23 protein-coding genes are annotated in these 26,958 nt (G+C 56.0%); 16 read left to right on the top strand and 7 right to left on the bottom strand.

The window, feature by feature from the left end:
* The first annotated feature begins 9 nt into the window (after positions 1 to 9).
* From arcC to ridA, 8 genes are all read left to right on the top strand, one after another.
* Positions 10 to 921, top strand: coding sequence for a carbamate kinase (gene arcC / locus A1830_RS12000; RefSeq protein WP_067706065.1), 912 nt, complete (start codon positions 10 to 12; stop codon positions 919 to 921).
* Positions 922 to 1,068: 147 nt separating this feature from the next.
* On the top strand, positions 1,069 to 2,073 hold the full coding sequence (gene argF, locus A1830_RS11995) for an ornithine carbamoyltransferase (protein WP_067706063.1): 1,005 nt from the start codon (positions 1,069 to 1,071) through the stop codon (positions 2,071 to 2,073).
* Between the two features lie 67 nt (positions 2,074 to 2,140).
* Positions 2,141 to 3,550: a YfcC family protein gene (locus A1830_RS11990; protein ID WP_067706061.1), complete on the top strand. Its 1,410-nt coding sequence runs from the start codon at positions 2,141 to 2,143 to the stop codon at positions 3,548 to 3,550.
* A 66-nt stretch (positions 3,551 to 3,616) separates the two neighbouring features.
* Entirely contained in the window at positions 3,617 to 4,174 is a 558-nt protein-coding gene (locus A1830_RS11985) for an arginine repressor (protein WP_067706058.1), read from the top strand.
* 164 nt (positions 4,175 to 4,338) lie between these two features.
* Complete coding sequence (locus A1830_RS22655; RefSeq protein WP_156484993.1) at positions 4,339 to 4,491, top strand: hypothetical protein; 153 nt, start codon at positions 4,339 to 4,341, stop codon at positions 4,489 to 4,491.
* 11 nt (positions 4,492 to 4,502) lie between these two features.
* Positions 4,503 to 5,438, top strand: coding sequence for an aspartate carbamoyltransferase (pyrB, locus tag A1830_RS11980; protein WP_067706056.1), 936 nt, complete (start codon positions 4,503 to 4,505; stop codon positions 5,436 to 5,438).
* A 12-nt stretch (positions 5,439 to 5,450) separates the two neighbouring features.
* Positions 5,451 to 5,915, top strand: a complete 465-nt coding sequence (gene pyrI / locus A1830_RS11975) for an aspartate carbamoyltransferase regulatory subunit (protein WP_067706303.1) — start codon at positions 5,451 to 5,453, stop codon at positions 5,913 to 5,915.
* 69 nt (positions 5,916 to 5,984) lie between these two features.
* Positions 5,985 to 6,371, top strand: coding sequence for a 2-iminobutanoate/2-iminopropanoate deaminase (ridA, locus tag A1830_RS11970; protein ID WP_067706054.1), 387 nt, complete (start codon positions 5,985 to 5,987; stop codon positions 6,369 to 6,371).
* Positions 6,372 to 6,425: 54 nt separating this feature from the next.
* Here the strand turns inward: ridA and A1830_RS11965 are convergent, their stop codons facing one another.
* Entirely contained in the window at positions 6,426 to 8,816 is a 2,391-nt protein-coding gene (locus A1830_RS11965; protein WP_067706052.1) for a beta-N-acetylhexosaminidase, read from the bottom strand.
* Between the two features lie 342 nt (positions 8,817 to 9,158).
* On the opposite strand from A1830_RS11965, the gene treC reads away from it, so the two are divergent.
* Positions 9,159 to 10,865, top strand: a complete 1,707-nt coding sequence (gene treC / locus A1830_RS11960; protein WP_067706050.1) for an alpha,alpha-phosphotrehalase — start codon at positions 9,159 to 9,161, stop codon at positions 10,863 to 10,865.
* 172 nt (positions 10,866 to 11,037) lie between these two features.
* On the opposite strand, the gene A1830_RS11955 is transcribed toward treC, so the two are convergent.
* Positions 11,038 to 13,518 (bottom strand): DEAD/DEAH box helicase, encoded by a 2,481-nt coding sequence (locus tag A1830_RS11955; protein ID WP_067706300.1) that lies wholly within the window; start codon positions 13,516 to 13,518, stop codon positions 11,038 to 11,040.
* A gap of 324 nt (positions 13,519 to 13,842) precedes the next feature.
* Here A1830_RS11955 and nrdD point away from each other — a divergent pair, with 324 nt between their 5' ends.
* The 3 genes from nrdD to A1830_RS11940 all read left to right on the top strand — a co-directional run bounded on the left by nrdD (position 13,843) and on the right by A1830_RS11940 (position 17,085).
* Positions 13,843 to 15,981 carry an anaerobic ribonucleoside-triphosphate reductase gene (nrdD, locus tag A1830_RS11950; protein WP_067706048.1) on the top strand — a complete coding sequence of 713 codons (2,139 nt, stop codon included), beginning with the start codon at positions 13,843 to 13,845 and terminating at the stop codon, positions 15,979 to 15,981.
* Positions 15,978 to 16,502 carry an anaerobic ribonucleoside-triphosphate reductase-activating protein gene (gene nrdG, locus A1830_RS11945; RefSeq protein ID WP_067706046.1) on the top strand — a complete coding sequence of 175 codons (525 nt, stop codon included), beginning with the start codon at positions 15,978 to 15,980 and terminating at the stop codon, positions 16,500 to 16,502. The genes nrdD and nrdG overlap by 4 nt, the downstream gene beginning before the upstream one ends.
* A gap of 61 nt (positions 16,503 to 16,563) precedes the next feature.
* Entirely contained in the window at positions 16,564 to 17,085 is a 522-nt protein-coding gene (locus A1830_RS11940) for a type 1 glutamine amidotransferase domain-containing protein (protein WP_067706044.1), read from the top strand.
* 92 nt (positions 17,086 to 17,177) lie between these two features.
* Here the strand turns inward: A1830_RS11940 and A1830_RS11935 are convergent, their stop codons facing one another.
* The gene (locus A1830_RS11935) at positions 17,178 to 17,615 is read right to left on the bottom strand and encodes a YhbP family protein (RefSeq protein WP_067706042.1); all 438 of its coding nucleotides are present in this window, start codon (positions 17,613 to 17,615) and stop codon (positions 17,178 to 17,180) included.
* A 150-nt stretch (positions 17,616 to 17,765) separates the two neighbouring features.
* Here A1830_RS11935 and A1830_RS11930 point away from each other — a divergent pair, with 150 nt between their 5' ends.
* On the top strand, positions 17,766 to 18,071 hold the full coding sequence (locus A1830_RS11930) for a GIY-YIG nuclease family protein (RefSeq protein WP_067706040.1): 306 nt from the start codon (positions 17,766 to 17,768) through the stop codon (positions 18,069 to 18,071).
* 56 nt (positions 18,072 to 18,127) lie between these two features.
* On the opposite strand, the gene A1830_RS11925 is transcribed toward A1830_RS11930, so the two are convergent.
* Together A1830_RS11925 and A1830_RS11920 are read right to left on the bottom strand one after the other, a co-directional pair.
* Entirely contained in the window at positions 18,128 to 18,628 is a 501-nt protein-coding gene (locus A1830_RS11925; RefSeq protein ID WP_067706038.1) for a GNAT family N-acetyltransferase, read from the bottom strand.
* Positions 18,622 to 19,149: a ubiquinone anaerobic biosynthesis accessory factor UbiT gene (locus A1830_RS11920; RefSeq protein ID WP_156484992.1), complete on the bottom strand. Its 528-nt coding sequence runs from the start codon at positions 19,147 to 19,149 to the stop codon at positions 18,622 to 18,624. Before A1830_RS11920 ends, A1830_RS11925 begins: the two co-directional genes overlap by 7 nt.
* 205 nt (positions 19,150 to 19,354) lie before the next feature.
* On the opposite strand from A1830_RS11920, the gene A1830_RS11915 reads away from it, so the two are divergent.
* From A1830_RS11915 to A1830_RS11905, 3 genes are all read left to right on the top strand, one after another.
* Positions 19,355 to 20,350 carry a ubiquinone anaerobic biosynthesis protein UbiU gene (locus A1830_RS11915; RefSeq protein ID WP_067706036.1) on the top strand — a complete coding sequence of 332 codons (996 nt, stop codon included), beginning with the start codon at positions 19,355 to 19,357 and terminating at the stop codon, positions 20,348 to 20,350.
* A gap of 8 nt (positions 20,351 to 20,358) precedes the next feature.
* The gene (locus A1830_RS11910; protein ID WP_156484991.1) at positions 20,359 to 21,237 is read left to right on the top strand and encodes a U32 family peptidase; all 879 of its coding nucleotides are present in this window, start codon (positions 20,359 to 20,361) and stop codon (positions 21,235 to 21,237) included.
* Between the two features lie 355 nt (positions 21,238 to 21,592).
* Entirely contained in the window at positions 21,593 to 22,600 is a 1,008-nt protein-coding gene (locus A1830_RS11905) for a luciferase-like monooxygenase (RefSeq protein ID WP_067706032.1), read from the top strand.
* A gap of 159 nt (positions 22,601 to 22,759) precedes the next feature.
* On the opposite strand, the gene A1830_RS11900 is transcribed toward A1830_RS11905, so the two are convergent.
* Together A1830_RS11900 and A1830_RS11895 are read right to left on the bottom strand one after the other, a co-directional pair.
* Positions 22,760 to 24,547: a vegetative insecticidal protein Vip3A family protein gene (locus A1830_RS11900; RefSeq protein ID WP_067706030.1), complete on the bottom strand. Its 1,788-nt coding sequence runs from the start codon at positions 24,545 to 24,547 to the stop codon at positions 22,760 to 22,762.
* Positions 24,548 to 25,041: 494 nt separating this feature from the next.
* Positions 25,042 to 26,949 (bottom strand): DEAD/DEAH family ATP-dependent RNA helicase, encoded by a 1,908-nt coding sequence (locus A1830_RS11895; protein ID WP_067706028.1) that lies wholly within the window; start codon positions 26,947 to 26,949, stop codon positions 25,042 to 25,044.
* Positions 26,950 to 26,958 lie beyond the last annotated feature (9 nt).

The raw sequence follows: 26,958 nt of genomic DNA, 5'->3' as shown, positions 1-26,958 counted from the left end.
GAAAAGCTAATGACCAAACCTCTATTAGTGGTGGCGCTGGGCGGGAACGCCCTGTTGAAACGCGGCGAGCGGCTTGAAGCAGATACTCAGCGTAAAAATATTGAACAGGCGGCCAGCGCCATTGCCGCACTGACGCAGACGTGGCGGGTGGTGCTGGTACACGGCAACGGACCGCAGGTTGGGCTTCTGGCACTGCAGAACAGCGCCTACGATGCCAACGCGCCCTGGCCGCTGGATGTGCTGGTGGCCGAGACGCAGGGAATGATTGGCTACATGCTTCAGCAGGCACTGCAAAATGCCCTGCCACAGCAGCCGATCAGCATGCTACTGACCCAGGTGGAGATCGATAGCCAGGATCCCGCCTTCCATAATCCCACCAAGTACATCGGTCCGGTTTACCGCCCCGAACAGGCCAGCGCCCTGGCCCAGGCCCAGAACTGGACGATGAAAGCCGACGGTGACTTTGTACGCCGGGTGGTGCCTTCGCCACTGCCGGTACGCATCGTCGAGCTGGAAGCGATTCAGGCGCTGGCGAAAAAGGGGCATCTGGTGATTTGCAACGGCGGCGGCGGCATCCCGGTGGTGCGTCACCCCGGGGGGCAACTGTGCGGAGCCGAGGCCGTTATCGACAAAGACCTCTCTGCCGCCCTGCTGGCTTCACACCTCTCGGCAGATGCGCTGCTGATCCTGACCGATGCCGATGCGGTCTATCTGAACTGGGGCCAGCCCGACAGCCGGGCGCTGCACCAGATAACCCCCGCCGACCTGAAAGGGATCGCTTTCGATGCCGGATCGATGGGCCCTAAAGTTGCCGCATGCTGTGAATTTGTTGAACAGCAGCAGGGGATGGCCGGGATAGGTTCGCTTGCGGATGCCGCAGAGATCCTGGAAGGCCGTAAAGGCACGCTTATCCGCGCTTAGTCGCTGAGCTACGGAGTTACTGAGCTACTGAGCTACTGAGCAGCTGAGTCTCTGAGTCTCTGAATCTCTGAGTCACTCAATCTCCGAGTCTCTAAGTCACTCAATCTCTGATTCAAAGATTAACTTTCTCAATTTAAGGAAATTTTCATGTCATCTTCACTGCATAACCGCCATTTCCTCAAGCTACTGGACTTTACCCGCTCTGAAATCCAGGGCCTGCTCGATCTCTCCTTTTCACTAAAAAATGCCAAATATGCGGGTCATGAAGAGAAACACCTGAAGGGAAAAAACATTGCGCTAATTTTTGAAAAAACCTCCACCCGCACCCGCTGTGCGTTTGAGGTTGCCGCCTTCGATCAGGGTGCGCAGGTGACCTATCTTGGCCCCAGCGGCAGCCAGATTGGACACAAAGAGTCGATGAAAGATACCGCCCGCGTACTGGGCCGGATGTATGACGGCATTGAGTATCGTGGATTTGGGCAGGAGATTGTGGAGGAGCTGGCTGAGTTTGCCGGCGTGCCGGTCTGGAACGGGCTGACCGATCAGTTCCACCCCACGCAGATCCTGGCCGATCTGATGACCATGCTGGAACACGCTCCCGGTAAATCGCTGCACCAGATCGCTTTTGCCTACCTTGGCGATGCGCGTAACAACATGGGGAATTCACTGATGGTGGGCGCGGCCAAAATGGGGATGGATATCCGCCTGGTGGCGCCGAAATCGTTCTGGCCTGACGCGGAGCTGGTCGCCACCTGCCAGGCGCTGGCACGGGAAAGCGGCGGGCGAATCACCCTCACCGAGAAGGTTAGCGAAGGCGTGGAGGGCGTGGACTTCCTCTATACCGACGTCTGGGTCTCCATGGGAGAGCCAAAAGAGGCGTGGGCAGAGCGCGTCGCGCTGATGACGCCCTATCAGGTGAATGCCGATGTGCTGGCGGCCACGCATAATCCGCAGGTGAAATTTATGCACTGCCTGCCCGCTTTCCACAATGAAATGACCCGAACCGGGCGGGAAATTGAGGAAGCCTTCGGCATGAAGGGGCTGGAGGTGACCGACGACGTATTTGAATCTCACCACTCGATTGTCTTCGACCAGGCAGAAAACCGTATGCACTCGATTAAAGCGGTGATGGTCGCCACCCTCGGCGTTTAGCCTCCCCCTCCGCCGCTCCGCTTCCAGTCGGAGCGGCGGCTTAAATAGCGATTAAGGATAAGACGTTATGCGTAAGTTTACCTTTCCGTCGGCCTATACCATTTTACTGATACTCATCGCGCTGGTAGCGGGCCTGACATGGGTCATTCCGGCAGGTCAGTACCAGATGGAGATGAACACCACGCTGAATAAGAGCGTACCCATTGCCGGCACCTGGCAGCCGACCACGCCGCATCCTCAAGGGCTGGTGGACATTGTACTGGCACCGGGAGATGGCCTGTACGATCACAAAACCTATCAGGCGGGTGCCATTGATGTCGCGCTGTTTATCCTGGTGATCGGCGGCTTTCTGGGCGTGGTGAACAAGACGGGTGCCATCGATGCCGGTATAGAGCGGGTGATGCAGCGGCTGAAGGGCAGAGAGGAGTGGATGATCCCGATCCTGATGGCGCTGTTTGCCGCAGGGGGCACCATTTATGGCATGACCGAGGAGTCGCTCCCCTTCTACTCGCTGCTGGTGCCGGTCATGCTGGCCGCCCGCTTCGATTCGGTCGTCGCTGCCGCCACGGTGATGCTGGGCGCGGGGATCGGCACCCTGGGTTCGACGATCAACCCCTTTGCAACGGTGATCGCTTCTAATGCCGCAGGGATCTCTTTTACCGCCGGTATTGGCTTTCGCCTGGTGATCCTGCTGGTCGGCTGGCTTATCTGCGTACTCTGGGTCATGCGCTATGCGGTCAGGGTTCGTCGCGATCCCTCAAAGTCGATCGTCGCGGATCTGCTTAGCGAACATCGCGCGTTTTTCCTGAACGATCACGCCGATGACAGCAGTCGGGCTTTTACGCCCGTGCGCAAGGTGATCCTCGTGCTCTTTGCCGTGGCCTTTGCGGTGATGATCTATGGCGTGGCGGTTCGGGGCTGGTGGATGGCGGAGATTTCCGGCGTCTTTCTGGTGGCAGCAATCGTTATCGGCCTGGTGGCCCGTATGAGTGAGAAAGAGCTCTCCAGCACCTTTATCGACGGCGCGCGCGACCTGCTGGGCGTGGCCCTGATTATTGGTATCGCCCGCGGCATTGTGGTGGTGATGGACAACGGTATGATTACCCACTCCATCCTGCATGCCGCCGAAGTCACCGTGACCGGACTTTCCTCGGCCGCCTTTATCAGCGTGATGTTTCTGCTTGAGGGCGTGCTCTCCTTCCTGGTGCCCTCCTCATCTGGCCTGGCGGTCTTAACCATGCCTATCCTCGCCCCGCTGGCTGATTTTTCGCATATCAGCCGCGATCTGGTGGTGACGGCTTATCAGTCTGCATCCGGCCTGGTCAACCTGATTACGCCCACCTCGGCGGTGGTCATGGGCGGTCTGGCGATTGCTCGCGTTCCCTATGTTCGCTGGGTGAAATGGATAGCTCCGCTGTTGCTGCTGCTGATGATTTTGCTTATTGCTGCGCTAAGTCTGGGCGCACTGCTCGGATAGTCGCGATAATTCTGCCCCTCATGGATACCCACCCTGGGTCGCAACGGAGTAATGGGAACTAAGGCTATGTCAAAAAAATCTACGGCAACGCTCGATCGGGAAAACAGCCAGCTGACGCTCTGCCGTCAGCTCATTGATGCGCATAGCTTCCACAGCCAGCAGGAGATAAGAACGGCACTTCAGCTGCGGGGCTACCCGGAGATCAGTCAGTCAACCGTGTCAAAATTATTAACCCTGCTGGACGTGGTTAAAGTCGCCAATGCCCGGGGGGAGAAAATTTATGCGCTGGCCTCGGCCCTGCAGAGTAAGCCCGACGCGGTCAGCCCGCTTTCTGCCATGGTGGTCAGCGTGGATTACAATGAAAAATTTATCGTCGTTCACGTCGCGGCTGGCTACGCACGCGCCGTTGCACGCGTAATTGAACACTGGAAGCTGGATGGGATACTCGGCGTGGTCGCCACGAATAACTGTATCTGGATAGCACCGCGCACCGCGCACGCTATTCGGCGTCTCCACCAGCATATTACGGCACTGCTACAGCCCTGCTCCGGTGAGGAGCAGCAGGCATGGCGGGACGCGCCCTCCTCCGATGAGGCGGGTGCGCTGCCTGTCCGGTTCCCCTGAGTCGCTATTGCCAACAGTGCCTCAGGAGGAGGCTGGGTAAAATAAGGTGGGTTCGCATCACGCTTACCGTACAAAGTGAGTGCGGAAGGCGAAAGAAAGCGCTGATGATATCTTGAACACCGCCAGCATCTGCGTATAATGCCCCCCGTTTGCCTGGAGGATGTATGAAACTGCGTACCGTTAATACAACTGAACTGACGCGCCTGACCACGGGCGGGCAGCACCGTTTTTCCCACTCCGGCATCACTATTCATAAAAAAAAGCCCCTCCGTGAGGGGCTTTTTTTTGCCCGTTTTTCAGCTAACCGGCAGGTATAAGGGGTGTGAAGATGGCCAATCCGCTGTATCACAGACATATTATTTCTATCAACGATCTCAACCGTGAAGAGCTTGAGCTGGTGCTGCATACCGCCGCCAGCCTGAAGGCGAATCCACAGCCGGAGCTGCTGAAGCACAGCGTGGTCGCCAGCTGCTTTTTTGAAGCCTCGACCCGCACGCGGCTCTCATTTGAAACTGCCATCCACCGTTTGGGCGCCTCGGTCGTGGGCTTCGCCGACGGGGGCAATACCTCGCTCGGCAAAAAGGGTGAGACGCTGGCCGACACCATCTCAGTGATTAGCACCTATGTTGATGCCATTGTCATGCGCCATCCTCAGGAGGGCGCCGCGCGCCTGGCGACCGAGTTTTCCGGCGGCATTCCCGTTCTGAACGCCGGTGACGGGGCTAATCAGCATCCCACTCAGACGCTGCTGGATCTGTTTACCATTCTGGAAACGCAGGGCCGTCTCAGCAATCTTGACGTCGCCATGGTGGGTGACCTCAAATATGGCCGCACGGTGCACTCTCTGGCGCAGGCGCTGGCTAAGTTTGAGGGTAACCGCTTCTGGTTTATCGCCCCGGATGCGCTGGCGATGCCCGCCTATATCACCGATATGCTGGACGAAAAGGGTATTACCTGGAGCCGTCACGACAGCATTGAAGAAGTGGTGTCGCAGGTGGATATTCTCTATATGACCCGCGTGCAGAAAGAGCGCCTCGATCCGTCGGAATATGCCAACGTTAAGGCGCAGTTTGTCCTGCGCGCCGCCGACCTGGCTGGCGCTCGCGACAATATGAAGGTGCTGCACCCTCTGCCGCGTATTGATGAAATCAGCACAGATGTCGATAAAACGCCGTACGCCTGGTATTTCCAGCAGGCCGGAAACGGCATTTATGCGCGCCAGGCTCTGCTGGCGCTGGTACTGAATCGCGAACTGGCTCTGTAAGGGGTATTGATGATGACGCACGATAATAAATTGCAGGTCGAAGCGATCAAACGCGGCACGGTAATCGACCACATTCCGGCGCAAATTGGCTTTAAGCTGCTTTCACTGTTCCGCCTGACGGAGACCGATCAGCGCATTACCATCGGCCTTAACCTGCCCTCCGGTGAGCTGGGACGTAAGGATCTGATCAAAATCGAGAATACCTTTCTGACCGACGATCAGATCAACCAGCTGGCGGTCTATGCGCCCCACGCCACGGTTAACCGCATTGATGAATATGAGGTGGTGGGGAAAATCGCGCCAATGCTGCCGGATACGATTGAACGGGTACTCACCTGTCCGAACAGCAACTGCATCAGCCGCAGCGAGCCGGTGAACTCCAGCTTTGCCGTAAAAAAACGTCACGGTGACGTGCAGTTAACCTGTAAATACTGTGAAAAAGCCTTCGCTCACCACGTGGTGCTGGCGAACTGGTAATCAATCGTCAGCCGCCTATAATGAGCCGACACCGGACGAAATCACGTCCTCATTTATCAGGGAGAACGTATGTCTCGCGAAATCAGTACTGAAAACGCACCCGCCGCGATCGGCCCCTATGTGCAGGGCGTCGATCTTGGCAGCATGATCATCACCTCCGGCCAGATCCCAGTCGATCCCGAAACCGGCACCGTGGCCGATGACGTCGCCGCACAGGCGCATCAGTCGCTGGAGAACGTGCGCGCTATCGTAGAAGCCGCCGGACTGACCGTCGGCGACATCGTTAAAACGACGGTATTCGTCAAGGATCTGAATGACTTCGCCACCGTTAACGCCGCCTATGAAGCCTTTTTCACCGCGCACAATGCCCGCTTCCCGGCCCGCTCCTGCGTGGAAGTCGCACGGTTGCCAAAAGATGTGAAAATCGAAATCGAAGCGATCGCCGTTCGTCGCTAATGCTATCGCCTCGCCTTTTAACGGGCGGGGCGCTTTTCCCCTGTTTCCCACCCGCTATTTTTCCGCCCTCAGCAGTTTCTCAACCGGCCGAACCAGCGCAATCACCACCTCATCCTGCGTTACCGCTGCACTGTCCAGCAGCAGCGCCATTTTTGCCAGCTCGTTTGCGCTAAAACTGCGGTGATATTCCCGCGCATCCAGCAGCGACAGCCCGATGCGGCTTATTGCTTCAACCTGCTTCGCGACCGACAACAGCGGTCGTAGCTGCGTATTTTTTGCCAGCAGCTCAGTCACGACCGGGATATTTTGCTGCCAAAGCGTTAGCTGGCGACGAACCGCCTGCATGGCCTGACGATCGCCGCGATGATTAATCAGCGCCTCAACCTGAAGGTTTAGCCTGCGAATAGCGTCGCTCTCCGCAGGCAGTATGTCGGCCAGGCGATTAAGCGGCTCGCTAAGATCGTAATGACCCGCCTGAAACTTCAGATGCTGCCGCGTGTAATACTGTGCAGGCTCCAGCGCTTCGGCGAGAATCTGTAGCGGAAGCGTATCACTGCCGTTGGCCAGACGAATCATCTGCGTCTGCACCTGCGCGTGCTGTTGCAGCCCGACCGATACCGTTGACCATGCATCCACCGCCGCCAGGCGCTGATACATATTCTCCTCCTCGGTCACCTCTTTCGCCGACCACAGACGTTCCGCTACCACGAATGCACGGGGCCAGAGGCGAATGTCGATAACCTGCGGATTGACCAGCTCCGACCAGAGTGCGGCCTCCCCGCCCAGCAAATTATCCTGCATCTGCTGCCCGCTGGGCAGGCTCGGCTGGATACCGGTCGGCATCTTTTCCATCCGCTCCCCCTCAGCCGGATAGCGGGTGTTCCCCACCCGTATATAACCGCTGAGTTGGTTCTCCTTCAGGGTAACCACCGGCATGAATTCACCCATCCAGCTGTCCACGCTGAAGGTGAGCCGATCCGGGGCCAACCACTCAAGGTTATGCACCAGCCGACGTGACCTTCCGGCGAAATCAATAAAGCCACGCCAGCGGCTGTCATGCTCGATCAGCGTGAAGCTGCCCCTGACCGCGCTCCCTTTCAGCCTTGGCATGGTGAATGCCCAGCTATGAGCGACATCGCCAGGGCGTAGTCGGTCTTCACCGTTCAAACCGCTGGGATAGACTTCATTGCGATAGTGATAAGACGCAGGCTGGGGCTGGTCGAGATAGAAGCCGGCAGAAAGGATACCGCGCCTGTTATTGCGGCCCACCTCACCCAGCGCATCCTGCCCCTGCCAGGATTGGATCAGGATGGTGCGCGGCAGGTCGGGATGGGCGATTTCATCCCAGCCGACCATCTGCCGGTGGTGCTTTTCAAGGATCTTTTCCACACGCTGATTGAAGTAAGCCTGTAGCGCATGCTCATCCTTTAGTCCCTGAACCCGCATAAACTGCTGAATGTGGGCAGAGGCCTTCCACTGGGTGGCATCCACCTCGTCCCCGCCAATGTGCAGCCAGGGATCCGGGAAGATCGCCGCTACCTCGCCCACCAGCGTGTCGATAAATGCATAGACTTTCTCACTGCTGGGATCGAGCAAGGGTTTGAAGACGCCCCAGCCGCGTTCGATCTGATAAGGGCCGGGCGCGCTGATTAACTCCGGCATGGCGGCGGCCAGCGCAGTCGCGTGGCCTGGGAGATCGATTTCCGGCACCACCCGCACCCCACGTTCGGCAGCGTACTGTACCAGCGCCTTCATCTGCTCACGGCTATAAAACAGCCCGTCGCTGCCCTTCTGTTGCAGCTGGGGGAAATGTTCAGAGGCAAACCGCCAGCCCTGATCGTCGGTCAGATGCCAGTGAAAGACGTTCATACGCGCCGCAGCAATGCCATCGATCTGACGGCGCAGGGTCTCCAGCGGGAGGAAGTGCCGGGCCGGATCGAGCAGGATGCCGCGCCAGGGGAAGCGCGGTTTATCATGGATTGTCACCCAGGGGAGCGTACCGCTCTGCGGTGTATTGCCCACCAGCTGAAGCAGGGTTTCCATACCGCGCATCGCGCCAAAGCGGGTAACGGCGGCGAGCTTTACGCCATCCCCGCTGACGGTCAGGCTATAGCTTTCATCACTGTCGGGCTGAGGGATAGCATTAACCCGTTTGGCGATGGAGATCAGAATGTCCGCCTTCTGCCCCTGGCCCGTTTGAGGCAGCATTTCCCAACCGGTCTGCAAACCGATACGCTGTCGCCAGCGCGGGACTGCATCGCCCAGATCGTCCCCCTCCACGCGAATGATCAGCCGATTATTCAGTGCCAGGCTACCGCCAGCTTCAGGCTGAATGACCTGCTGAGGCCAGGGCATCAGCGGCAGATTACGGTGGGCAGAGGCAAAAGCGGTTAGCGTGGTCAAAAGACAGCTGGCAAACAGTATCAGGCGCAGCAGGCTGAACATAGTTGAACTCCCTTCTATAACGATCTTTCATTCCTGTCCTCATAAAGCATACTTCCTATGACACATCAAGTTACACATCGACCCGTTCAGCACCGCGTATCGCATTTTGTGACGCGCTTATCGCCAGATAATTCTCACTTTTTTTCATTGCATCGGCCGTGCGAGCGCCGACTGGCGCGGATTTAACGGGCTTCGCGGCCGCCTGTGGAAAATTATTTGCTTTTCACGGCCTCCGGACGGTCTCACCATGGCAGTTAATGGCTAACCTTATTGAAGAACAAAAAGTGAGAATGTCTTTATACATACGGGTGGACCTTTTCACCCTGAATATGGGATTGAGCGATGAATAAAAATCCACCATGGTGGCAGAACGGCGTTATCTATCAAATTTATCCCAAGAGCTTTCAGGACACGACGGGCAGCGGTACGGGCGATATCGCAGGGATCATCCAGCGGCTGGACTACCTCAAGACGCTGGGCGTTGACGCTATCTGGCTGACGCCCTTTTATATCTCACCGCAGGTCGACAACGGCTACGATGTGGCGAATTACACCGCCATCGATCCGATTTTTGGCACCATGACCGACTTCGATAACCTGGTGGAAGAGACTCACCGGCGCGGCATGCGGCTGATCCTTGATATGGTGTTCAACCACAGTTCGACACAGCATCACTGGTTCCATGACGCGCTGGACCCGGACAGCCCCTACCGTTCCTACTATATCTGGCGGGATGGTACCCCCACCGAGCCGCCCAATAACTGGCAGTCGAAGTTTGGCGGCAGCGCGTGGCGCTGGCACCCGGAAAGCGGACAGTACTATATGCACCTGTGGGCGCCGGAACAGGCGGAACTTAACTGGGAAAACGATAATCTGCGCGCCGAGCTGAAGCAGATTGTTAACTTCTGGGCCGACCGGGGGATTGACGGGCTGCGGCTGGACGTGGTGAACCTGGTCTCAAAGCATCAGGACTTCCCTGACGATCCGAACGGCGATGGCCTGCGGCTCTACACCGACGGGCCGCGCATCCATGAATATATGCAGGAGATGAGCCGCGACGTTTTTCGCCCGCGCGAGTTGATGACCGTCGGGGAGATGTCTTCCGCCACCCTGGAGCACTGTCAGCGCTACGGTTCGCTGGATGGCGAGGAGCTGTCGATGGTTTTCAGCTTCGACCATGTGGAAGTCGACTTTTATAACGGCCAGAAATGGACGCTGACGCCGCTGGACCTGGTGGCGCAAAAGGCCATTTTCACCCACTGGCAAAAGGGGATGCATAACAAAGCCTGGAATGCGCTTTTTTGGTGTAACCACGATCAGCCCCGGGTCGTGTCCCGCTGGGGCGATGAGGGGCAATACCGCGTTCAGTCGGCGTGGATGCTGGCTCTGGTGTTACACGGAATGCAGGGCACCCCCTATATTTTCCAGGGGGAAGAGCTGGGTATGACCAATCCCCACTTTACCCGCATCCTCGATTATCGCGATATTGAAAGCCACAATATGTATGCCGAGCTGCGCTCGCAGGGCCGCGACAGCGATAATTTGCTGGCGATCCTCGCCAGTAAATCCCGTGATAACGGGCGCACCCCCATTCCCTGGAACGCAGGGGAGAACGGCGGTTTTACCAGCGGTACGCCGTGGATCGGCATGTGCGACAACAGGGAGACCATCAATGCGGAAGCCGCGCTCGCCGACGAAAACTCGGTTTTCTACGCTTATCAGAAGCTGATCAGGCTGCGTAAGGAGTACGCCATTCTGACATGGGGTGACTACCTGGATTTACTGCCTGAGCATCCGCACCTGTGGTGCTACTGCCGTCGATACGGCAGGGAGACGCTGGTGGTGGCCGCCAACTTCAGCGGCGATACCCAGGTCTGGCATCCCCCGGCCTACAGCGGCCAGTGGGACGTGCTGATCAGTAACTATCCGGATACGCACGTCACGCCCGGCGAGGTGATGCTGCGGCCCTGGGAAGCGGTATGGTGGTATCAGAAGCGCGGAAGCAGCGCATCACTTCGCCAGCAAAGCGCCGCATCCGGTACGAATTGAGTTGACCGGCTGAACGCGCTCCGTCCACTACGGAGTAAGCTCTCAGGCTGACAGCGCCCCGCTGACGCCGTCAGCCTGAGAGCGGGAGACCGCCCCGCGCATGAGCGTAAAACCCGACAGGCGTTAATCCAGGGATATAAGCACTCACCGGCTGGCAAGCCCTTCTCCCCTTTTAGAGGGGATCGAACAGCGCGGCCAAATCGTCGCTGGTCCACAGGCCCGGCTCGTTAAGCCCATCTTCCAGAATCCCACCGGCCAGCTCGGCCTTTTGCTGCTGAAGCGCGACGATTTTTTCCTCGATGCTGCCCGCCACGATCAGCTTATAAACAAAGACCGTCTTATCCTGGCCCAGCCGGTAGGCGCGATCCGTGGCCTGATTTTCTGCCGCCGGATTCCACCAGGGATCGTAGTGGATCACCGTATCCGCCGCCGTCAGGTTCAGCCCGACGCCGCCCGCTTTCAGACTGATCAAAAAGACCGGCACCTCGCCCTGCTGGAAACGCCGTACCGGCTCGGTGCGATCGCGGGTGCTGCCCGTCAGCATCACATAGGGGATGCGCGCCTTTTGCAGCTCGTCGGCGATAAGCGTAAGCATGGTGGTGAACTGAGAGAAGATCAGGATCCGGCGATCTTCCGCCAGCAGCTCACTGAGCATCTCCCGCAGCAGCGCCAGCTTGGCCGACTGTTTAACGCCCGCCTCACCCGCCTTGTCGATCAGGCGCGGATCGCAGCAGATTTGCCGCAGTTTAAGCAGCGCATCCAGCACCAGCAGATGACTCCTCCCCGCCCCCTGCTGCTCTACCGCCAGCCTGACGCGGTCCTGCATCGCGCTGCGCACCGATTCGTACAGGTCGCGCTGTGCGCCCACCAGCTCCACCGAGCGCACGATGGTGTTTTTCGGCGGCAGCTCCTTCGCCACCTCCTGCTTACGCCGCCGCAGCATAAAAGGCCGGATGCGCCGGGCCAGCAGTTCCCGTCGTACCCTGTCGCCATTGCGCTCAACGGGAATGCGCCACTCCTGGGTAAACTGCTTTTCGCTGCCCAGAAAGCCGGGCAGCAGAAAATCAAACTGCGACCACAGCTCGCCAAGGTGGTTTTCCAGCGGCGTCCCGGTCAGGCAGAGACGATGACGGGATTTAAGCGATCGAATTACCGAGGCGGCGCGCGAGGCGCTGTTCTTCACGTACTGCGCCTCATCAAGGATCAGCAGATGATAGCTAAAACCCAGCAGCTGAGGCTGGTCGCGCCACAGTAGCGAATAGGTGGTCAGCACCACATCATACTGTTCGATACGGTCATAGAACTCTTTACGCTGCGGGCCGGTCAGCGCCAGCACCCTCAGGTCGGGGGTGAAACGGCTGGCCTCCTGGGTCCAGTTATACACCAGCGTCGTAGGCACCACGATAAGCGCGGGCCTGTCCAGCCGCCCGGCCTCTTTCTCCAGCAGCAGGTGCGCCAGCGTCTNGCTTAAACCGGTGGTGAGTAACCTGATCGACTTTTTCAGCCAGGGGGCAGATACCCCGCTGCGCAGACGCTCAGCAAGCTGCTGGACGCCGCTTTCGCCATGAAACTGCCAGCGCCCCGTGTCACTCAGCGCGGCTAACCTGCCCGCTTCATAGGGCGGCAGCCGCAGCGGGGTATCTGCCCCCTGGCTGAAAAAGTCGATCAGGTTACTCACCACCGGTTTAAGCTGGCCCGCCGTGAGCTGCCAGCGCACATTCCGGTCGCCGCGCAGTTCAATAGTTTCATCATCGGGAATTAAGGCGAGGTTGCCGCTAAACCAGCGGCGATCCTGTTGGAAGAGTGAGGCGAGCAGCGGCTGTAAGTTCTGCTTTCTGCGTCCCGCCTGAACCTCAAGGTGCAGCGTGAACCAGCCATCGCTACCCTGCTCTGCTCGACCATCAATCGCCTTGATGGTGGTGAAATTCCAGGTGAAGTCGTCATCAACCGTCACCTTCCAGCCTCGTCGGCGCAGTGCTGGTAGCGTCGCATCGATAAACGTGCGCCATCCGGCCGGGGATGCTGGCGCAAAGAGGGTCGGCGGCAGCGGTGCGCCGGTTGGCGTATAGATATGCGCCCCGGGGATAGCCTCCAGCCCTGCTTCACTCATCTGTTGCAGCCACGCCTGCTCGGTTTCAGCCCGACGCTGTACGGTAAAGAGTTTGCCTCTGGCATCCGCAAAGCGCCGGTCGGTGCTGCCCGCTGCGACCTGAACCCCGGCATAATCAAAGGAGACCGCGGCGAAATCCAGACGTTTTTGCCGATGACCGTAGCGGCCAAATCCACTGATGAATTTTGAGCGTGATTCCAGCCGGAGCACGGGTATCGGTTCAGCAGAGAGGAGATCGGAGGGAAGATCCCCCGCCGCTGCCCGCCGCTGACGCAGGTTCGCCAGCATCACCGCCGCCACGTGACGACAGTTATTTTTGACCGGGCAGTTACATTCCCCGCTGGCATGCAGCTTTCCCTGCGGCAGGCTGAAATGCACCATCACCTGGAAGGGTTCGACCGTGCGTCCGGGCACCTCGCCAGTCAACAGATCGCTTTGCCACTGGATATTCTGCGCTTTTTCCACCAGGCCTTTCGCTCTGGCAACGGTGCGCGCACCGATCCATCGGCTAACCTGGTTTTCGTTATATGTTACAGACGGCATCAGACAGTATCCCGGAATGACCCGAGCAGGGGCATAGCTGCTCAGCATAACAGGCAATAATATGGATTCCGCCCCCTGTAATGCAACCGTGTTACGCGATTTGCCCGCGAAAAAATCCCCGGGACAAAGGTAAAGGCTCCGGCAACGTCACAGCGACGGCGGGAAATCCCCTCCCGCCGGGCGCAGTAGGTTAGCGAAAATACAGCGATCAATTATCTTTGTTTCAGGTCAATAAAAACGCAGTTAAATTAAGCAAAACCCTACATGTTGGGCTTACTATGCCACTCTCATTCTATATATAGACATCAGGGTTGGGAGCACGACATGTTATCCAGGGTAATAAAACGGGATGGCTGTAAGGTGGCGTTTGATGAATCACGTATTCGCGATGCCATTCTCTGCGCGGCTCAGGCGGCAGATATTGATGATAAGCGTTACTGCATTACGGTCGCCAGCCAAATAAGCCAGCAGCTGCAGCGACAGCACAGCGTGGATATTCACGATATCCAGAAGACGGTGGAAAATCAGCTTATGACCGGGCCTTACCCGGAACTGGCCCGCACCTATATTGAGTATCGCCACGACCGCGATATCGCTCGCGAGCTGCGCGGCAAGCTGAATAACGCCATCCGCGGCCTGATCGAACAGACCAATCCCGCTCTGCTGAACGAGAATGCCAATAAAGACAGTAAAGTCATCCCTACCCAGCGCGATCTGCTGGCGGGGATTGTCGCCAAACACTACGCCACCGATCACATCTTGCCGCGCGACGTCGTGCTGGCCCATGAGCGCGGTGAGATCCACTATCACGATCTCGATTATTCGCCCTTTTTCCCGATGTTTAACTGCATGTTAATCGATCTGAAAGGCATGCTGACGCAGGGCTTTAAGATGGGCAATGCCGAGATAGAACCGCCCAAATCCATTTCGACCGCGACCGCCGTCACCGCGCAAATTATCGCCCAGGTCGCCAGCCACATATATGGCGGCACCACCATTAACCGCATTGACGAGGTGCTGGCGCCCTTTGTCGAAGTCAGCCTGGAGAAACACCGCGCCACGGCGCGTGAATGGCAGATTGCCGATGTCGAAGGCTACGCTCATAACCGCACCGAAAAGGAGTGCTTCGACGCTTTTCAGTCGCTGGAGTACGAGGTGAACACCCTGCACACGGCCAATGGCCAGACGCCTTTTGTCACCTTTGGGTTTGGCCTGGGAACCTGCAGGGCGGCCAGGCTGGTCCAGCAGTGCATCCTGCGCAACCGGCTCGCCGGGCTCGGGAAAAATCACAAAACGGCAGTCTTTCCCAAGCTGGTGTTTGCCATCAGAGAGGGAGTGAACCGCTCGCCGCAGGATCCGAACTACGACATCAAACGGCTGGCGCTGGAGTGCGCGAGCAAACGTATGTACCCGGACATTCTCAATTACGATCGGGTGGTGGAGGTCACCGGATCGTTCAAAACGCCGATGGGCTGTCGGAGCTTTTTAGGAGTATGGGAAGAGGATGGCCGCCAGGTCCATGAGGGCCGCAACAATATCGGCGTGATCAGCCTGAATCTGCCGCGTATTGCGCTGGAAGCAAAAGGGGATGAGGCGGCATTCTGGAGGCTGCTGGATAAACGGCTGCTGTTAGCGAAAAAAGCGCTGCTTACCCGCATTGCCCGGCTGGAAAACGTTAAAGCGCGCGTTGCTCCCATTTTGTATATGGAAGGCGCCTGCGGCGTGCGGCTACAGGCAGATGATAACGTCGCCGACATCTTCAAACATGGCAGAGCCTCTATTTCCCTCGGTTACATTGGCATTCACGAGGCCATCAACGCGCTAAGCGGCGGTGAGACCCACCTCTTTGACGATCCGCTGCTGCGGGAAAAAGCCGTGGCGATCGTCAGCCATATGCGTAACGCCGTGGATGCATGGAAAGCCGAAACCGACTATGGCTTCAGCCTGTACAGTACGCCAAGCGAAAATCTGTGCGATCGCTTCTGCCGCCTGGATGCCGCCGAGTTCGGCATCATTGCCGGGGTAACCGATAAGGGCTACTACACCAACAGTTTTCACCTGGATGTGGAGAAGAAGGTTAACCCCTACGATAAAATTGATTTTGAAGCGGCCTACCCGCCGTTAGCGAATGGCGGTTTTATTTGCTACGGCGAATATCCCAATATTCAGCACAACCTGAAGGCGCTGGAGGACGTATGGGATTACAGCTACAGCCGCATTCCCTATTACGGCACCAATACGCCTATCGACGAATGCTATGAGTGTGGCTTCACCGGCGAGTTTTCCTGTACCAGCAAAGGCTTTACCTGCCCGAAATGCGGTAATCACGATGCCTCCCGCGTTTCGGTTACCCGGCGGGTCTGTGGCTATCTCGGCAGCCCGGATGCGCGTCCGTTTAACGCGGGCAAGCAGGAAGAGGTCAGGCGTCGCGTTAAGCATATGGACACCGGCCAGCTGGAATGAATATTCATCAGTATTTTCCGGTAGATATCGTTAACGGGCCGGGAACGCGCTGTACGCTGTTTGTAGCAGGCTGCGAACACCGCTGCGCCGGGTGCTACAACAAATGCACCTGGCGGGTGAACTCCGGCGTTCCCTTCACGCTTTTGCATGAAGAACGCCTGATCGCCGATCTTAACGATAGCCGCATTCCGCGTCAGGGTCTGTCGCTTTCCGGCGGCGATCCGCTGCATCCCGCCAACGTTGCCGACATACTTAGGCTGGTGAAACGCATACGTCGCGAGTGTAGCGGGAAAGATATCTGGCTGTGGACCGGCTACCGTCTCGCCGACCTGAGCGACGCCCAGCAGGAGGTGGTCCGGCTGATTGACGTGCTGGTTGACGGCAAATTTGTCGAGGCCCTGAAGGACCCGGCGCTGCTGTGGCGAGGGAGCAGCAATCAGGTGATTCACTACCTGACACGGCCCGCAGATTATCAGGATGAAATCAGCCACATACAGCACAAACTCACCCCTCCGACTTGATTTTTCAGAATGACCAACCACACTTAAGGGCATTGTCAGCGTTAAAACACCGGAGGAAACGATGAGCAAGAAGATCGCGGTATTAATTACAGATGAGTTCGAAGATTCAGAATTCACGTCTCCTGCTGAAGCCTATACCAAAGCGGGACACCAGGTTGTCACCATTGAAAAGCAGGCCGGGAAAACCGTTACCGGGAAACAGGGTCAGGCGAAGGTAAAAATCGATAAGAGTATTGATGAGGTTCACGCCGCTGAATTTGATGCACTGCTGTTGCCGGGTGGACACTCCCCTGACAGCCTGCGCGGCGACGATCGCTTTGTTAACTTCACTAAAGATTTTGTCGCGCTGGGCAAACCGGTATTCGCTATCTGCCACGGGCCACAGTTGTTAATCAGTGCCAACGCGGTACGCGGCCGTAAAATGACCTCGGTGAAAGCCATTGCCATTGATTTGAAAAATGCCGGTGCAGACTTCCACGATAAAGAGGTCATCGTCGACAACGACAGGCTGGTGACCAGCCGTACGCCGGACGATTTACCCGCGTTTAACCAGGAATCTCTGCGTATTCTTGAAATTTCCTGAACCGCACTGTAATTCCCCGATCGGCACTGAAACTTCCGCATCACTAAAACCGACATTACCGATCGGCATTAAAACCGGGTTCGCCCGGTTTTTTATCCTGCCTGCTCCCGCATCCAGCTGAGTTTTTTGCCAAACCCCAGCGCGTTATCGGTCATTTTGACCTCATCAAGCCTGATTTCCCACAGCGGAGCCGATGCTTTGATCGCAACCGGGAAACGCTTCACATAGGCGCTGTGCGCGGCCTTTGCCTTATCGCCCTCCAGCAGCGTGATACGCCCGGCGTACTGTACGCCTTTGATCAGCAATACCGATTTAGGCTGCCCGTTAATCGTTCCGGCCACCTGGGGGTCACTCAGCATTTGCGCCCCGTGCCGCGTGTGCTTTTCGGTCATTAGCCAGAATACACAGCTATCGGGGTCGAAGACGTAAAAACAGTTAGCGCACCAGACGGGCGGCCCTGAACATAAGGACAATACATGCTGTTTTTTTAGAAAACGGCTGATGGCGGCGGGCATTGCGGTATCAGACATAGTAGCCTCCCTGAAAAAGCCCACTTTGCCACACCCGCCCCCTGCATAGCCAGCCACAACGCCGGGAGACACTTTTCCTGTGGCAGGAAGCTGCTAGAATCCCCTTTATCGCCCCTTTGAAACGGGGATAAACAGGACAGAAAGGAATTGATGAACAGCAGCGAAGCCGCGCCATGGCGACTCTATATTTTACGTACCCGCAGCGGGGCGCTCTACACCGGGATCACCAACGACGTCGCGCGGCGTTTTTTGCAGCATCAGTCGGGTAAAGGCGCAAAGGCATTGCGCGGTAAAGGTCCGCTGGAACTGCTGTTTCACTGCGAAGCGGGCGATCGTTCCCGTGCGTCAAAACTGGAGTATCAGGTTAAGCAGCTCAGGAGAAGCGATAAAATCAGGCTGGTGACGCACCAGCCTGACTCTCTCACCGCCTGGCTGGAGGAGCTCAGGAGCGGCTGAACCTGAGCTCACAGAGCAGAACGCCGCCGCGCGCCCTCGCCCCTGGCGGCAGCGTCTCAGGCCTCAGCGAAGGGAGCCGCGTACTCAATAAGGCCCTCTGCCTGAACGAGCGCCTCGTCGGCCAGTTTGTAGACCTGGAGCGCTTCCGCGCCGGACAGGCGGCAATGGAGTTGATGTCGGGCCGCGGGTTCAAATCCCAGGCGACCATAAAAATCCGGTTCACCCATCACGACCACGGCGGCGTAGCCAAATTCATTGAGCGTATCCAGCCCCTCATAAATAAGCTGTTTACCCAGCCCGTCACCGCGGCTGCTCTCCTCTACCGCCAGCGGCGCGAGGGCGACCCACTGGTGATCTTCGCCATTAAGGGTTACCGGGCTGAATGCAGCGTAGCCCAGCACCTGGCCTTCGTCGTCGGTCGCCACCACGCCCAGCGTCAGCAATCCATCCTCACGCAGCTGTTGCACCAGTTCCGCCTCTCTGACCGTCGCAAAACAGCGTCGTAGCAGCGCGTCGATCCTGGCGGCGTCTATGCCGATTTCAGTACGAATTAACATGGCACACCTGCGCGATCCGCAGGGGAAGTCGCGTCCTCAGAGAGTCCCGCCTCAATCAGGTTAGCCAGCTGCATCAGTCCGTAACGCAGCGGCGCGGGCATATGTTCAGGTTCCATCGCATCCATCAGATTCTTCACTTCCAGCCCCAGGTCAGTGTCGCCTTCAATCACCAGACGACGTTGAAAGAACAGCGTATCGGGGTCCTGCCTGCGGGCGGCCACCAGCAGCAGGTCGTTAGCCTCACCGCGGAACCAGACGTCGGCCTCTTCCCGTTCGGCAACCTGCAATTTCCCCTGCTCAAGGGTGGTGACCCAGCGCAGGCCCAGATCGCGGATCTCCACGCCTAACCCGCGCCCCTCAAGAAAGTCTAAATCCCCTTCCGCCAGAGCATAGTGAAACTGCCAGCTTAACAGCTGTTGCAGACACTGTTTTTTGAGTGCAAAAGGTGCCAGCTGCAGCGGAATTCGCAAAAATTGTGGACCCTTGCGGACAAGTTTTGCACATAATGGGTTCAACACCATTATTACTCCTTACGTATGAATTTTGACTATTTTGCCACACTGGCAAAACGAATCTGACGAATGGATCAGTAAAGTGTGCGAACTCTACAGAATTTTGGCATTAAATCCATTGTTCATCATTACGCCATTAGCTGCCTTAAATCAAAAGTTCTGATCGTTTCCCTGTTTACACTCACGGATTCTATAGTTTGTACGGAAGAGTAATATGGAACTGCTTTGTCCTGCGGGTAATTTGCCCGCGCTAAAGGCTGCGGTCGAAAACGGAGCAGACGCCGTTTATGTTGGCCTGAAGGATGACACCAACGCCCGTCACTTCGCGGGCCTGAATTTCACCGAAAAACGGCTGAAGGAAGCGACCGGGTACGTTCATCAGCACCGACGTAAGCTACATGTCGCGATCAACACCTTTGCGCATCCCAGCGGCTACGAGCGCTGGCAGTATGCGGTGGATATGGCCGCGAGCGTCGGCGTAGATGCGCTGATCCTGGCAGACATCGCCATGCTGGAGTATGCCGCTGAACGCTATCCGCATATTGAGCGACACGTTTCGGTACAGGCCTCGGCAACCAACGTCGAGGCAATCAAATTCTATCAGCGCAATTTCGATGTCGCCCGGGTCGTCCTGCCCCGCGTGCTCTCTATGCATCAGGTGCGCCAGCTGGCGCGCGTCACCCCCGTGCCGCTGGAGGTCTTCGCCTTTGGCAGTCTGTGCATCATGGCAGAAGGACGCTGTTTCCTCTCATCCTGGCTTACTGGCGAATCCCCCAATACCGTCGGCGCCTGCTCCCCCGCCCGCTATGTTCGCTGGCAGCAGACGCCCGGCGGGCTGGAGTCGCGGCTGAATGAGGTGCTTATCGATCGCTATGACGCCACGGAGAATGCAGGTTACCCAACGCTGTGTAAGGGCCGCTACCGTTTAGACGGGGCACGCTATCACGCGCTGGAAGAGCCAACCAGCCTGAATACTCTTGCGCTACTCCCGGAACTGCTGGCCGCTAATATCGCCTCGGTAAAAATTGAGGGCCGTCAGCGTAGCCCGGCCTACGTGGAACAGGTTACGCGCGTCTGGCGTCAGGCTATCGATCGTTGCAGGGCCGATCCTGCCGGTTTTATCGCTCAGCAGAACTGGATGAACACGCTCAGCGCACTCAGCGAAGGAACACAGACCACGCTGGGCGCCTACCATCGTCAATGGCAGTAGGATACCCCATGAAATACGCATTAGGCCCGGTACTCTGGTACTGGCCAACTGAGACGCTACAGGATTTTTACCAGGCCGCTGCCAGCAGCAGTGCGGAGATCGTCTATCTGGGTGAAGCGGTATGCAGCAAACGTCGGGCAACCAAAATGGCAGACTGGATGGCGATGGCGAAAGCGCTGGCGGCGGCGGGCAAGCAGGTGGTACTGACCAGCCTGGCGCTGGTTCAGTCCCCTTCAGAACTGGTTGAGCTGAAACGCTATGTGGATAACGGCGAATTCCTTATCGAAGCTAACGATATGGGAACGGTCAATATGGTCGCGGAAGCGGGTCTGCCCTTCGTCGCCGGCCATGCGCTGAACTGCTACAACGCCGTTACGCTGCGTCTGCTGTTAAAAATGGGTATGGTGCGCTGGTGTATGCCGGTTGAGCTGTCCCGCGACTGGCTGGTCAACTTGCTGACGCAGTGCGAGACGCTGGGCATACGCAACCGGTTTGAGGTGGAAGTGTTGGGTTATGGCCATCTACCGCTGGCTTATTCTGCCCGCTGCTTTACCGCCAGGGCGGAGAACCGCGGCAAAGACGACTGTCAGACCTGCTGTAGTGAGCACCCGCTTGGGCGAAAACTTTATTCCCAGGAAGATCAGCTGGTATTTGTGCTTAATGGTATTCAGACGATGAGTGGTTATTGCTATAACCTGGGCAATGAGCTGATTTCGATGCAGGGGCGGGTGGATATTGTCCGCTTATCTCCCCAGGGTACAGAGACGCTGACGATGGTGGATGCATTTCGCGCCAACGAAACGGGTAAGCATCCCTTATCGCTGCAATCCCACAGGCAGTGTAATGGCTACTGGCGGCAGGTGGCCGGACTGGAGCTTGTCAGCTAAAACCGGGCGAGCTGTCGCCTGCTCATCCCCGCTAACAATAAATGCGGTTTTACCCGGGCGAATGATAAGTCATACTCACGCATAGCCCGGGCCACGCCTTATCAGGGCAGATTGTGCGCCGGGACTGTCTGGTAAAAGGTAAAGTGCTGCAAACTGCCAATCCTTTTATCAAAAAATCGTCCAGGCTATCTGCTTGCACCAGTACGCTAACCTTCGGTTATCGAATTGCATGGGGCGGTAGCCAAAGTACCGACCCTTACTGAAAAGCGTGGCTGTTCGGCATAATAACAGCCAGCATACCTGCAATTTGAAGGATGAGGGTTATTTTCGGCCCTTCAAAAAAAAGTGAGCGACTATGTCCGATATAAAAAACGTCCCCCTGTCGATCCTCGATCTCGCGCCTATTCCGCAGGGTGCAACCGCCTCTGATGCGTTCAAAACCTCTCTTTCACTGGCACAGCAGGCCGAAAAGCTGGGTTACAACCGCTACTGGCTGGCCGAACACCACAATATGTCCGGTATCGCCAGTGCCGCCACCTCGGTGCTGATTGGCTTTCTTGCGGCGAACACGCAGACGCTGCGGCTTGGCTCCGGCGGCGTGATGCTGCCTAATCATGCACCTCTGGTCATTGCTGAGCAGTTCGGCACGCTGGAATCTCTCTATCCGGGGCGTATTGATTTAGGGCTGGGCCGCGCGCCGGGCTCCGATCAGCGCACCATGATGGCACTGCGTCGGCATATGGGCGGTCACGTTGATAATTTTCCCGCTGACGTGCAGGAGATGATTAGCTGGTTTGATGCCGCCGGGGATGAGCGTCCGGCAGTACTGCCGGTGCCGGGTCTGGGGCTTAAGATCCCGGTCTGGCTTCTCGGCTCCAGCCTCTACAGCGCTCAGCTTGCCGCTAAGCTGGGACTGCCGTTTGCCTTTGCTTCACACTTTGCGCCAGACCTGCTTTTCCAGGCACTTCACCTCTACCGGGAAGACTTCACGCCGTCGGCACGGCTGCAAAAGCCCCATGCGATGATTTGCGTTAACGTCGTAGCCGCCGACAGTGAGCGAGACGCCCGATTCCTGTTTACCTCCATGCAGCAGCAGTTTATCAATCTGCGCCGTGGTCGGCCGGGCCCACTGCCCGCACCGGTGGAGAATATGGATAATCTGTGGTCACCATCAGAACAGTACGGCGTTCAGCAGGCGCTGAGTATGTCGGTAGTGGGTGACAGGGATAAAGTGCGCCAGGGTCTGGTATCGCTGCTGCGTGAGACGGAGGCGGATGAAATTATGATTAATGGGCAGATTTTTGACCAACAGGCGCGACTGCACTCCTTTGCGCTGGCGATGGAAGCCTGGCGGTCGATCTGACAGCAGTAATTCTCCCGCACGACGTCGTAAATGACCAGGGAGATATTCCCATCGTTAAAAACCCGCTACTCTGGGTTTTTAACGATCTTAAACCATTTTTTCAGCGTTTAATGTAAATCCCGACGATGCTGACTGGATGAGCAGTCACGAACCCTGGTTTTAATCTATAGAGCGCGAGTTATCGCCATACTGACGTCCTCGCGGCGGTTCCAAAGATATTTGACCGTCATCTGCACTGCGGCCTGACCGGCTTATCTGATTAAAATCATCCGTTTTAAATTGTCTTCCCAGATAACTTCCGGCGCATATTAGATATATGCATTCGTCAGAACCTTTAGATAAGACTGCCAAATTGAACATCAGACAATAAAGCGGAGCAGGATACCTCTCCCCTATAAAACAGAGTGGAAGGCCGCGGGAAGTTGAATTAACAATCTTTCCATCGCCATTAAAATCTTGCGCATTCCTTTCTTCAAAAGATTTTCCAATATTATACTCAACGCTGTCACGAGAAAAAGATTTATACTTATTCGCGGGGAGGTATTCAGCTTTCAGTGCCCCGGTAAGCGCATCATATTGTGAAACATAAATCGCCGAAAAACTATAGGTATGGATTTCTTTACCGTCCTTTGTTGAATGATAAGACGACGTGTAGTCAAAGCCAGTGATGACTTCTTCACCTATCTTACAAATTCTATAATTTTGCCAGTCATCAAGAGAATAAGGTGAACGCCCAACATCATATTCATATTTTTCCTCAGTGCCCTGGCTAACTTTAAACCCGACGCCTAATTTCCCATCAGTAACAACCAACTTAAATGTATCCTTGCTTTTATTATAGACAAATTCAAAACCCAAAAGCGCGTAACCTTTTTTCGCCCTGTGCCTGACGGTGGGCCGCTTATCAAGTGCAGGGAATTCTCCCATGATGGGGACTGAATCCGGACAGTTGTGGGTTGCCATCAGAGAGTTCCTTTCAGGCGTAATTTTAGACATAATCTGAGAAAAGAGTTGCTGCTGCTCGTTGAGTGCAGATTTCATTTCACTGGCATAGTCATAATAGGGATAATTCATTATTGCCCGGCACGAACAGAATGCACCCAGCGCTTTCACTTGTATAAGCTGGGAGTTAAGCAAAAAATCGATCGCCCGTGATACATTGCTCACGCTATTAAAAACGATCTCCTTCGATATAAACTCGGATATAACGAGCTGGAGATTGCTTGTTGATAAAACATTCTTCCCGACTAATGAATTATGGATGGTATTTAAATGATAAATAATATTATTCAAGGCTGGTTCGGTGACGCTTTTCGCAAATTCATATAATTCAACAAAAGAGTCGCTTTCCAGAATTTCACTGTTATCCGTTGACCGGGTTTTCAACTCAACTAACTTGTCAGAAAATTGATCGTACCTTTCTGAAACAAACCTGACGGCCTGATAAGAAGATGTCATCTCAGCAAGACTGGAGTTGAGACTGATTTGCCGGGCAATATTGTCCAGCTGTTCACTTATTAGTACCAGACGATTTCTGACATCACCGAGCATGCCAATAATTTGCCTGTTCTGAGAAGAAACATAGTGAATTGCATTCAGAATCGCAGGGAGATAAAAATCAAGATTACTTTTTATGGCGAGAATGTTTTTATTGGCTACGCTAATCAGATTACTTTGTCTTGAAGACATCTCAATAAGAAGCCTGATTTGAGCCTGCGTCAGAGTGCCCTGTGCCAATAGCGTGTTAATATCATCGCCCATACCTCCTAACGATGACTGTATATTCTCCCACAGCGCGGCATTAGACATAGCACCGTCTAAGTTTCCACCAGGGTTAGTGATGGAAGAAAAAATGCTTCCTATATTATCTATAAATGAGTAGATGGTATTAAACCCACCAATAACGTCCATTATACGCGTATTATTCTGACGTGCTGATAACTCCATTTGCTGCTCCTGTATGAATGTAGAATAATAAACACCTCCCATAAACAGTAGCTTTGCTTATGCTTTGGCTACCAGTGAAAATGGCTTATTTATTGTTCTTCAGGCCAGTTCTTACAGATACCCGTTGTGCAACCTGCGTTTATTTTTACACCTTAAAATTACTGGCAGGCAGCAATGAATAACCTTCATCATTAGAGTCGTGCCTACCTGTCATCCGGCAGGTCACGGGACAGGATAAAAAACAGATTGAGAGCAAAGATAATTTTTCCGCAACGCATTAACACATGCGGCAGGGTGGGTTGATTGTGATTCAGACGCAGAGGATGAAGTGAGGATAACGATAGAGAAGAGGATATAACGAGAGTTAAAGACGACGACTAAAATAAGTCATCGCGCTGCTGCCCTCAGCGAGAATGACTGCATCAACGCAAAAAAAAACCGGCCACACAATGTGACCGGTTTTTAGCATTATGGGTTGTTATGCCCTGATGCGATTATGCGTCGCGACGACGGGTTGGCGCAGCGCCACCCTCTTCACGGCGTGGACCACGGCTTGCACCGCCGCCACGACGCTCGCCGCCGCCGTTACGGTCGCTGAAGCGACGTGCGCCTTCAGGACGATCGCCACGAGGGGCGCCGTCACGGGCACCGAAACCGCCGCGTGCTGGAGCGCCAGAACCGCGACGCTCACCGCCACCGCTACGTTCGTTGCTGCGAGGCTGTGCATCACCAATCAGCTGCATATTCATCGGCTTGTTCAGAATACGCGTGCGGGTGAAATGCGTCAGAATGTCACCAGGCATACCCTTTGGCAGCTCGATGGTTGAGTGAGTACCAAACAGCTTGATGTTACCGATGTAACGGCTGCTGATGTCACCTTCATTGGCAATCGCACCCACGATGTGGCGAACTTCTACGCCGTCATCGCGACCCACTTCAATGCGGTAAACTTCCATATCGCCAACGTCACGACGTTCACGACGTGGACGATCGCCACCTTCACGGTTTTCACGTGGGCCACGCTCAGGACGATCGCCACGGCGGTCGTCACGCTCTTTGAACTCACGACGCGGACGCGGTGCCGGATCGGCAGGTACGATCAGCGGACGTTCACCCTGAGCCATTTTCAGCAGAGCGGCAGCCAGCGTTTCCATATCCAGGTCTTCTTCAGGCTGCATTTTAGCCAGCAGAGCACGGTACAGGTCCAGATCGCTGCTTTCCAGCTGCAGCTGAACTTTAGCGGCAAATTTAGCCAGACGACGCTCGCCCAGCAGGTCTGCGTTCGGCAGCTCAACTTCTGGAATAGTCAGCTTCATGGTGCGTTCGATGTTACGCAGCAGACGACGCTCACGGTTCTCAACGAACAGCAGCGCACGGCCCGCACGACCTGCACGACCGGTACGGCCGATACGGTGAACGTAAGACTCTGCATCCATTGGGATATCAAAGTTTACCACCAGGCTGATACGCTCAACGTCCAGACCACGGGCTGCAACGTCAGTCGCGATCAGAATGTCCAGACGACCATCCTTCAGACGCTCCAGCGTCTGCTCGCGCAGAGCCTGGTTCATATCGCCGTTCAGTGCTGCGCTGTTATAGCCGCTGCGCTCCAGCGCTTCAGCCACTTCCAGGGTCGCGTTTTTAGTACGAACAAAGATGATGGCTGCATCAAAGTCTTCAGCTTCCAGGAAGCGCACCAGTGCATCAGTTTTACGACCGTAGGCCGTCCAATAGCTCTGGCTGATATCAGGACGCGTAGTCAGGCTTGACTGAATGCGCACTTCCTGAGGATCTTTCATAAAGCGTTTAGTAATACGACGAATCGCTTCCGGCATGGTAGCCGAGAACAGTGCGGTCTGATGATTCGCAGGCATCTGTGACATGATGGTTTCAACGTCTTCGATGAAGCCCATACGCAGCATTTCATCAGCTTCGTCCAGCACCAGACCGCGCAGGTTAGACAGATCTAACGTGCCGCGTTTCAGGTGGTCAAGCAGGCGTCCAGGCGTACCCACAACAACCTGTGGTCCCTGGCGCAGGGCGCGCAGCTGTACGTCGTAACGCTGGCCGCCGTAAAGGGCCACCACGTTAAGACCGCGCATATGCTTGGAGAAATCAGTTACGGCTTCTGCAACCTGAACCGCCAACTCACGCGTTGGTGCCAGCACCAGGATCTGCGGTGCTTTCAGGTTGCTATCAATATTGTGAAGCAGTGGCAGCGAGAACGCTGCGGTTTTACCGCTCCCGGTCTGCGCCATACCCAGCACATCACGGCCAGCCAGCAGGTGAGGAATACACTCAGCCTGGATTGGAGAAGGCTTTACGTAGCCCATACCGTTCAGTGATTCAAGGAGTTCGGCGTTCAGGCCAAGGTCAGCAAAAGTGGTTTCAATATCAGTCATGTAGTACAC

This window comes from Erwinia sp. ErVv1 (genome assembly GCF_900068895.1).
Taxonomy (GTDB): domain Bacteria; phylum Pseudomonadota; class Gammaproteobacteria; order Enterobacterales; family Enterobacteriaceae; genus Erwinia.
Note: the sequence above shows the minus strand (reverse complement) of the source record. Positions and strands in the feature narration are given on the sequence as shown.

What these genes read in the sequence shown, in the direction of transcription:
- arcC (WP_067706065.1), top strand. Translation starts at nt 10, where the DNA reads ATGACCAAACCTCTATTAGTGGTGGCGCTGGGCGGGAACGCCCTGTTG.
- argF (WP_067706063.1), top strand. Translation starts at nt 1,069, where the DNA reads ATGTCATCTTCACTGCATAACCGCCATTTCCTCAAGCTACTGGACTTT.
- A1830_RS11990 (WP_067706061.1), top strand. Translation starts at nt 2,141, where the DNA reads ATGCGTAAGTTTACCTTTCCGTCGGCCTATACCATTTTACTGATACTC.
- A1830_RS11985 (WP_067706058.1), top strand. Translation starts at nt 3,617, where the DNA reads ATGTCAAAAAAATCTACGGCAACGCTCGATCGGGAAAACAGCCAGCTG.
- A1830_RS22655 (WP_156484993.1), top strand. Translation starts at nt 4,339, where the DNA reads ATGAAACTGCGTACCGTTAATACAACTGAACTGACGCGCCTGACCACG.
- pyrB (WP_067706056.1), top strand. Translation starts at nt 4,503, where the DNA reads ATGGCCAATCCGCTGTATCACAGACATATTATTTCTATCAACGATCTC.
- pyrI (WP_067706303.1), top strand. Translation starts at nt 5,451, where the DNA reads ATGACGCACGATAATAAATTGCAGGTCGAAGCGATCAAACGCGGCACG.
- ridA (WP_067706054.1), top strand. Translation starts at nt 5,985, where the DNA reads ATGTCTCGCGAAATCAGTACTGAAAACGCACCCGCCGCGATCGGCCCC.
- A1830_RS11965 (WP_067706052.1), bottom strand. Translation starts at nt 8,816, where the DNA reads ATGTTCAGCCTGCTGCGCCTGATACTGTTTGCCAGCTGTCTTTTGACC.
- treC (WP_067706050.1), top strand. Translation starts at nt 9,159, where the DNA reads ATGAATAAAAATCCACCATGGTGGCAGAACGGCGTTATCTATCAAATT.
- nrdD (WP_067706048.1), top strand. Translation starts at nt 13,843, where the DNA reads ATGTTATCCAGGGTAATAAAACGGGATGGCTGTAAGGTGGCGTTTGAT.
- nrdG (WP_067706046.1), top strand. Translation starts at nt 15,978, where the DNA reads ATGAATATTCATCAGTATTTTCCGGTAGATATCGTTAACGGGCCGGGA.
- A1830_RS11940 (WP_067706044.1), top strand. Translation starts at nt 16,564, where the DNA reads ATGAGCAAGAAGATCGCGGTATTAATTACAGATGAGTTCGAAGATTCA.
- A1830_RS11935 (WP_067706042.1), bottom strand. Translation starts at nt 17,615, where the DNA reads ATGTCTGATACCGCAATGCCCGCCGCCATCAGCCGTTTTCTAAAAAAA.
- A1830_RS11930 (WP_067706040.1), top strand. Translation starts at nt 17,766, where the DNA reads ATGAACAGCAGCGAAGCCGCGCCATGGCGACTCTATATTTTACGTACC.
- A1830_RS11925 (WP_067706038.1), bottom strand. Translation starts at nt 18,628, where the DNA reads ATGTTAATTCGTACTGAAATCGGCATAGACGCCGCCAGGATCGACGCG.
- A1830_RS11920 (WP_156484992.1), bottom strand. Translation starts at nt 19,149, where the DNA reads ATGGTGTTGAACCCATTATGTGCAAAACTTGTCCGCAAGGGTCCACAA.
- A1830_RS11915 (WP_067706036.1), top strand. Translation starts at nt 19,355, where the DNA reads ATGGAACTGCTTTGTCCTGCGGGTAATTTGCCCGCGCTAAAGGCTGCG.
- A1830_RS11910 (WP_156484991.1), top strand. Translation starts at nt 20,359, where the DNA reads ATGAAATACGCATTAGGCCCGGTACTCTGGTACTGGCCAACTGAGACG.
- A1830_RS11905 (WP_067706032.1), top strand. Translation starts at nt 21,593, where the DNA reads ATGTCCGATATAAAAAACGTCCCCCTGTCGATCCTCGATCTCGCGCCT.
- A1830_RS11900 (WP_067706030.1), bottom strand. Translation starts at nt 24,547, where the DNA reads ATGGAGTTATCAGCACGTCAGAATAATACGCGTATAATGGACGTTATT.
- A1830_RS11895 (WP_067706028.1), bottom strand. Translation starts at nt 26,949, where the DNA reads ATGACTGATATTGAAACCACTTTTGCTGACCTTGGCCTGAACGCCGAA.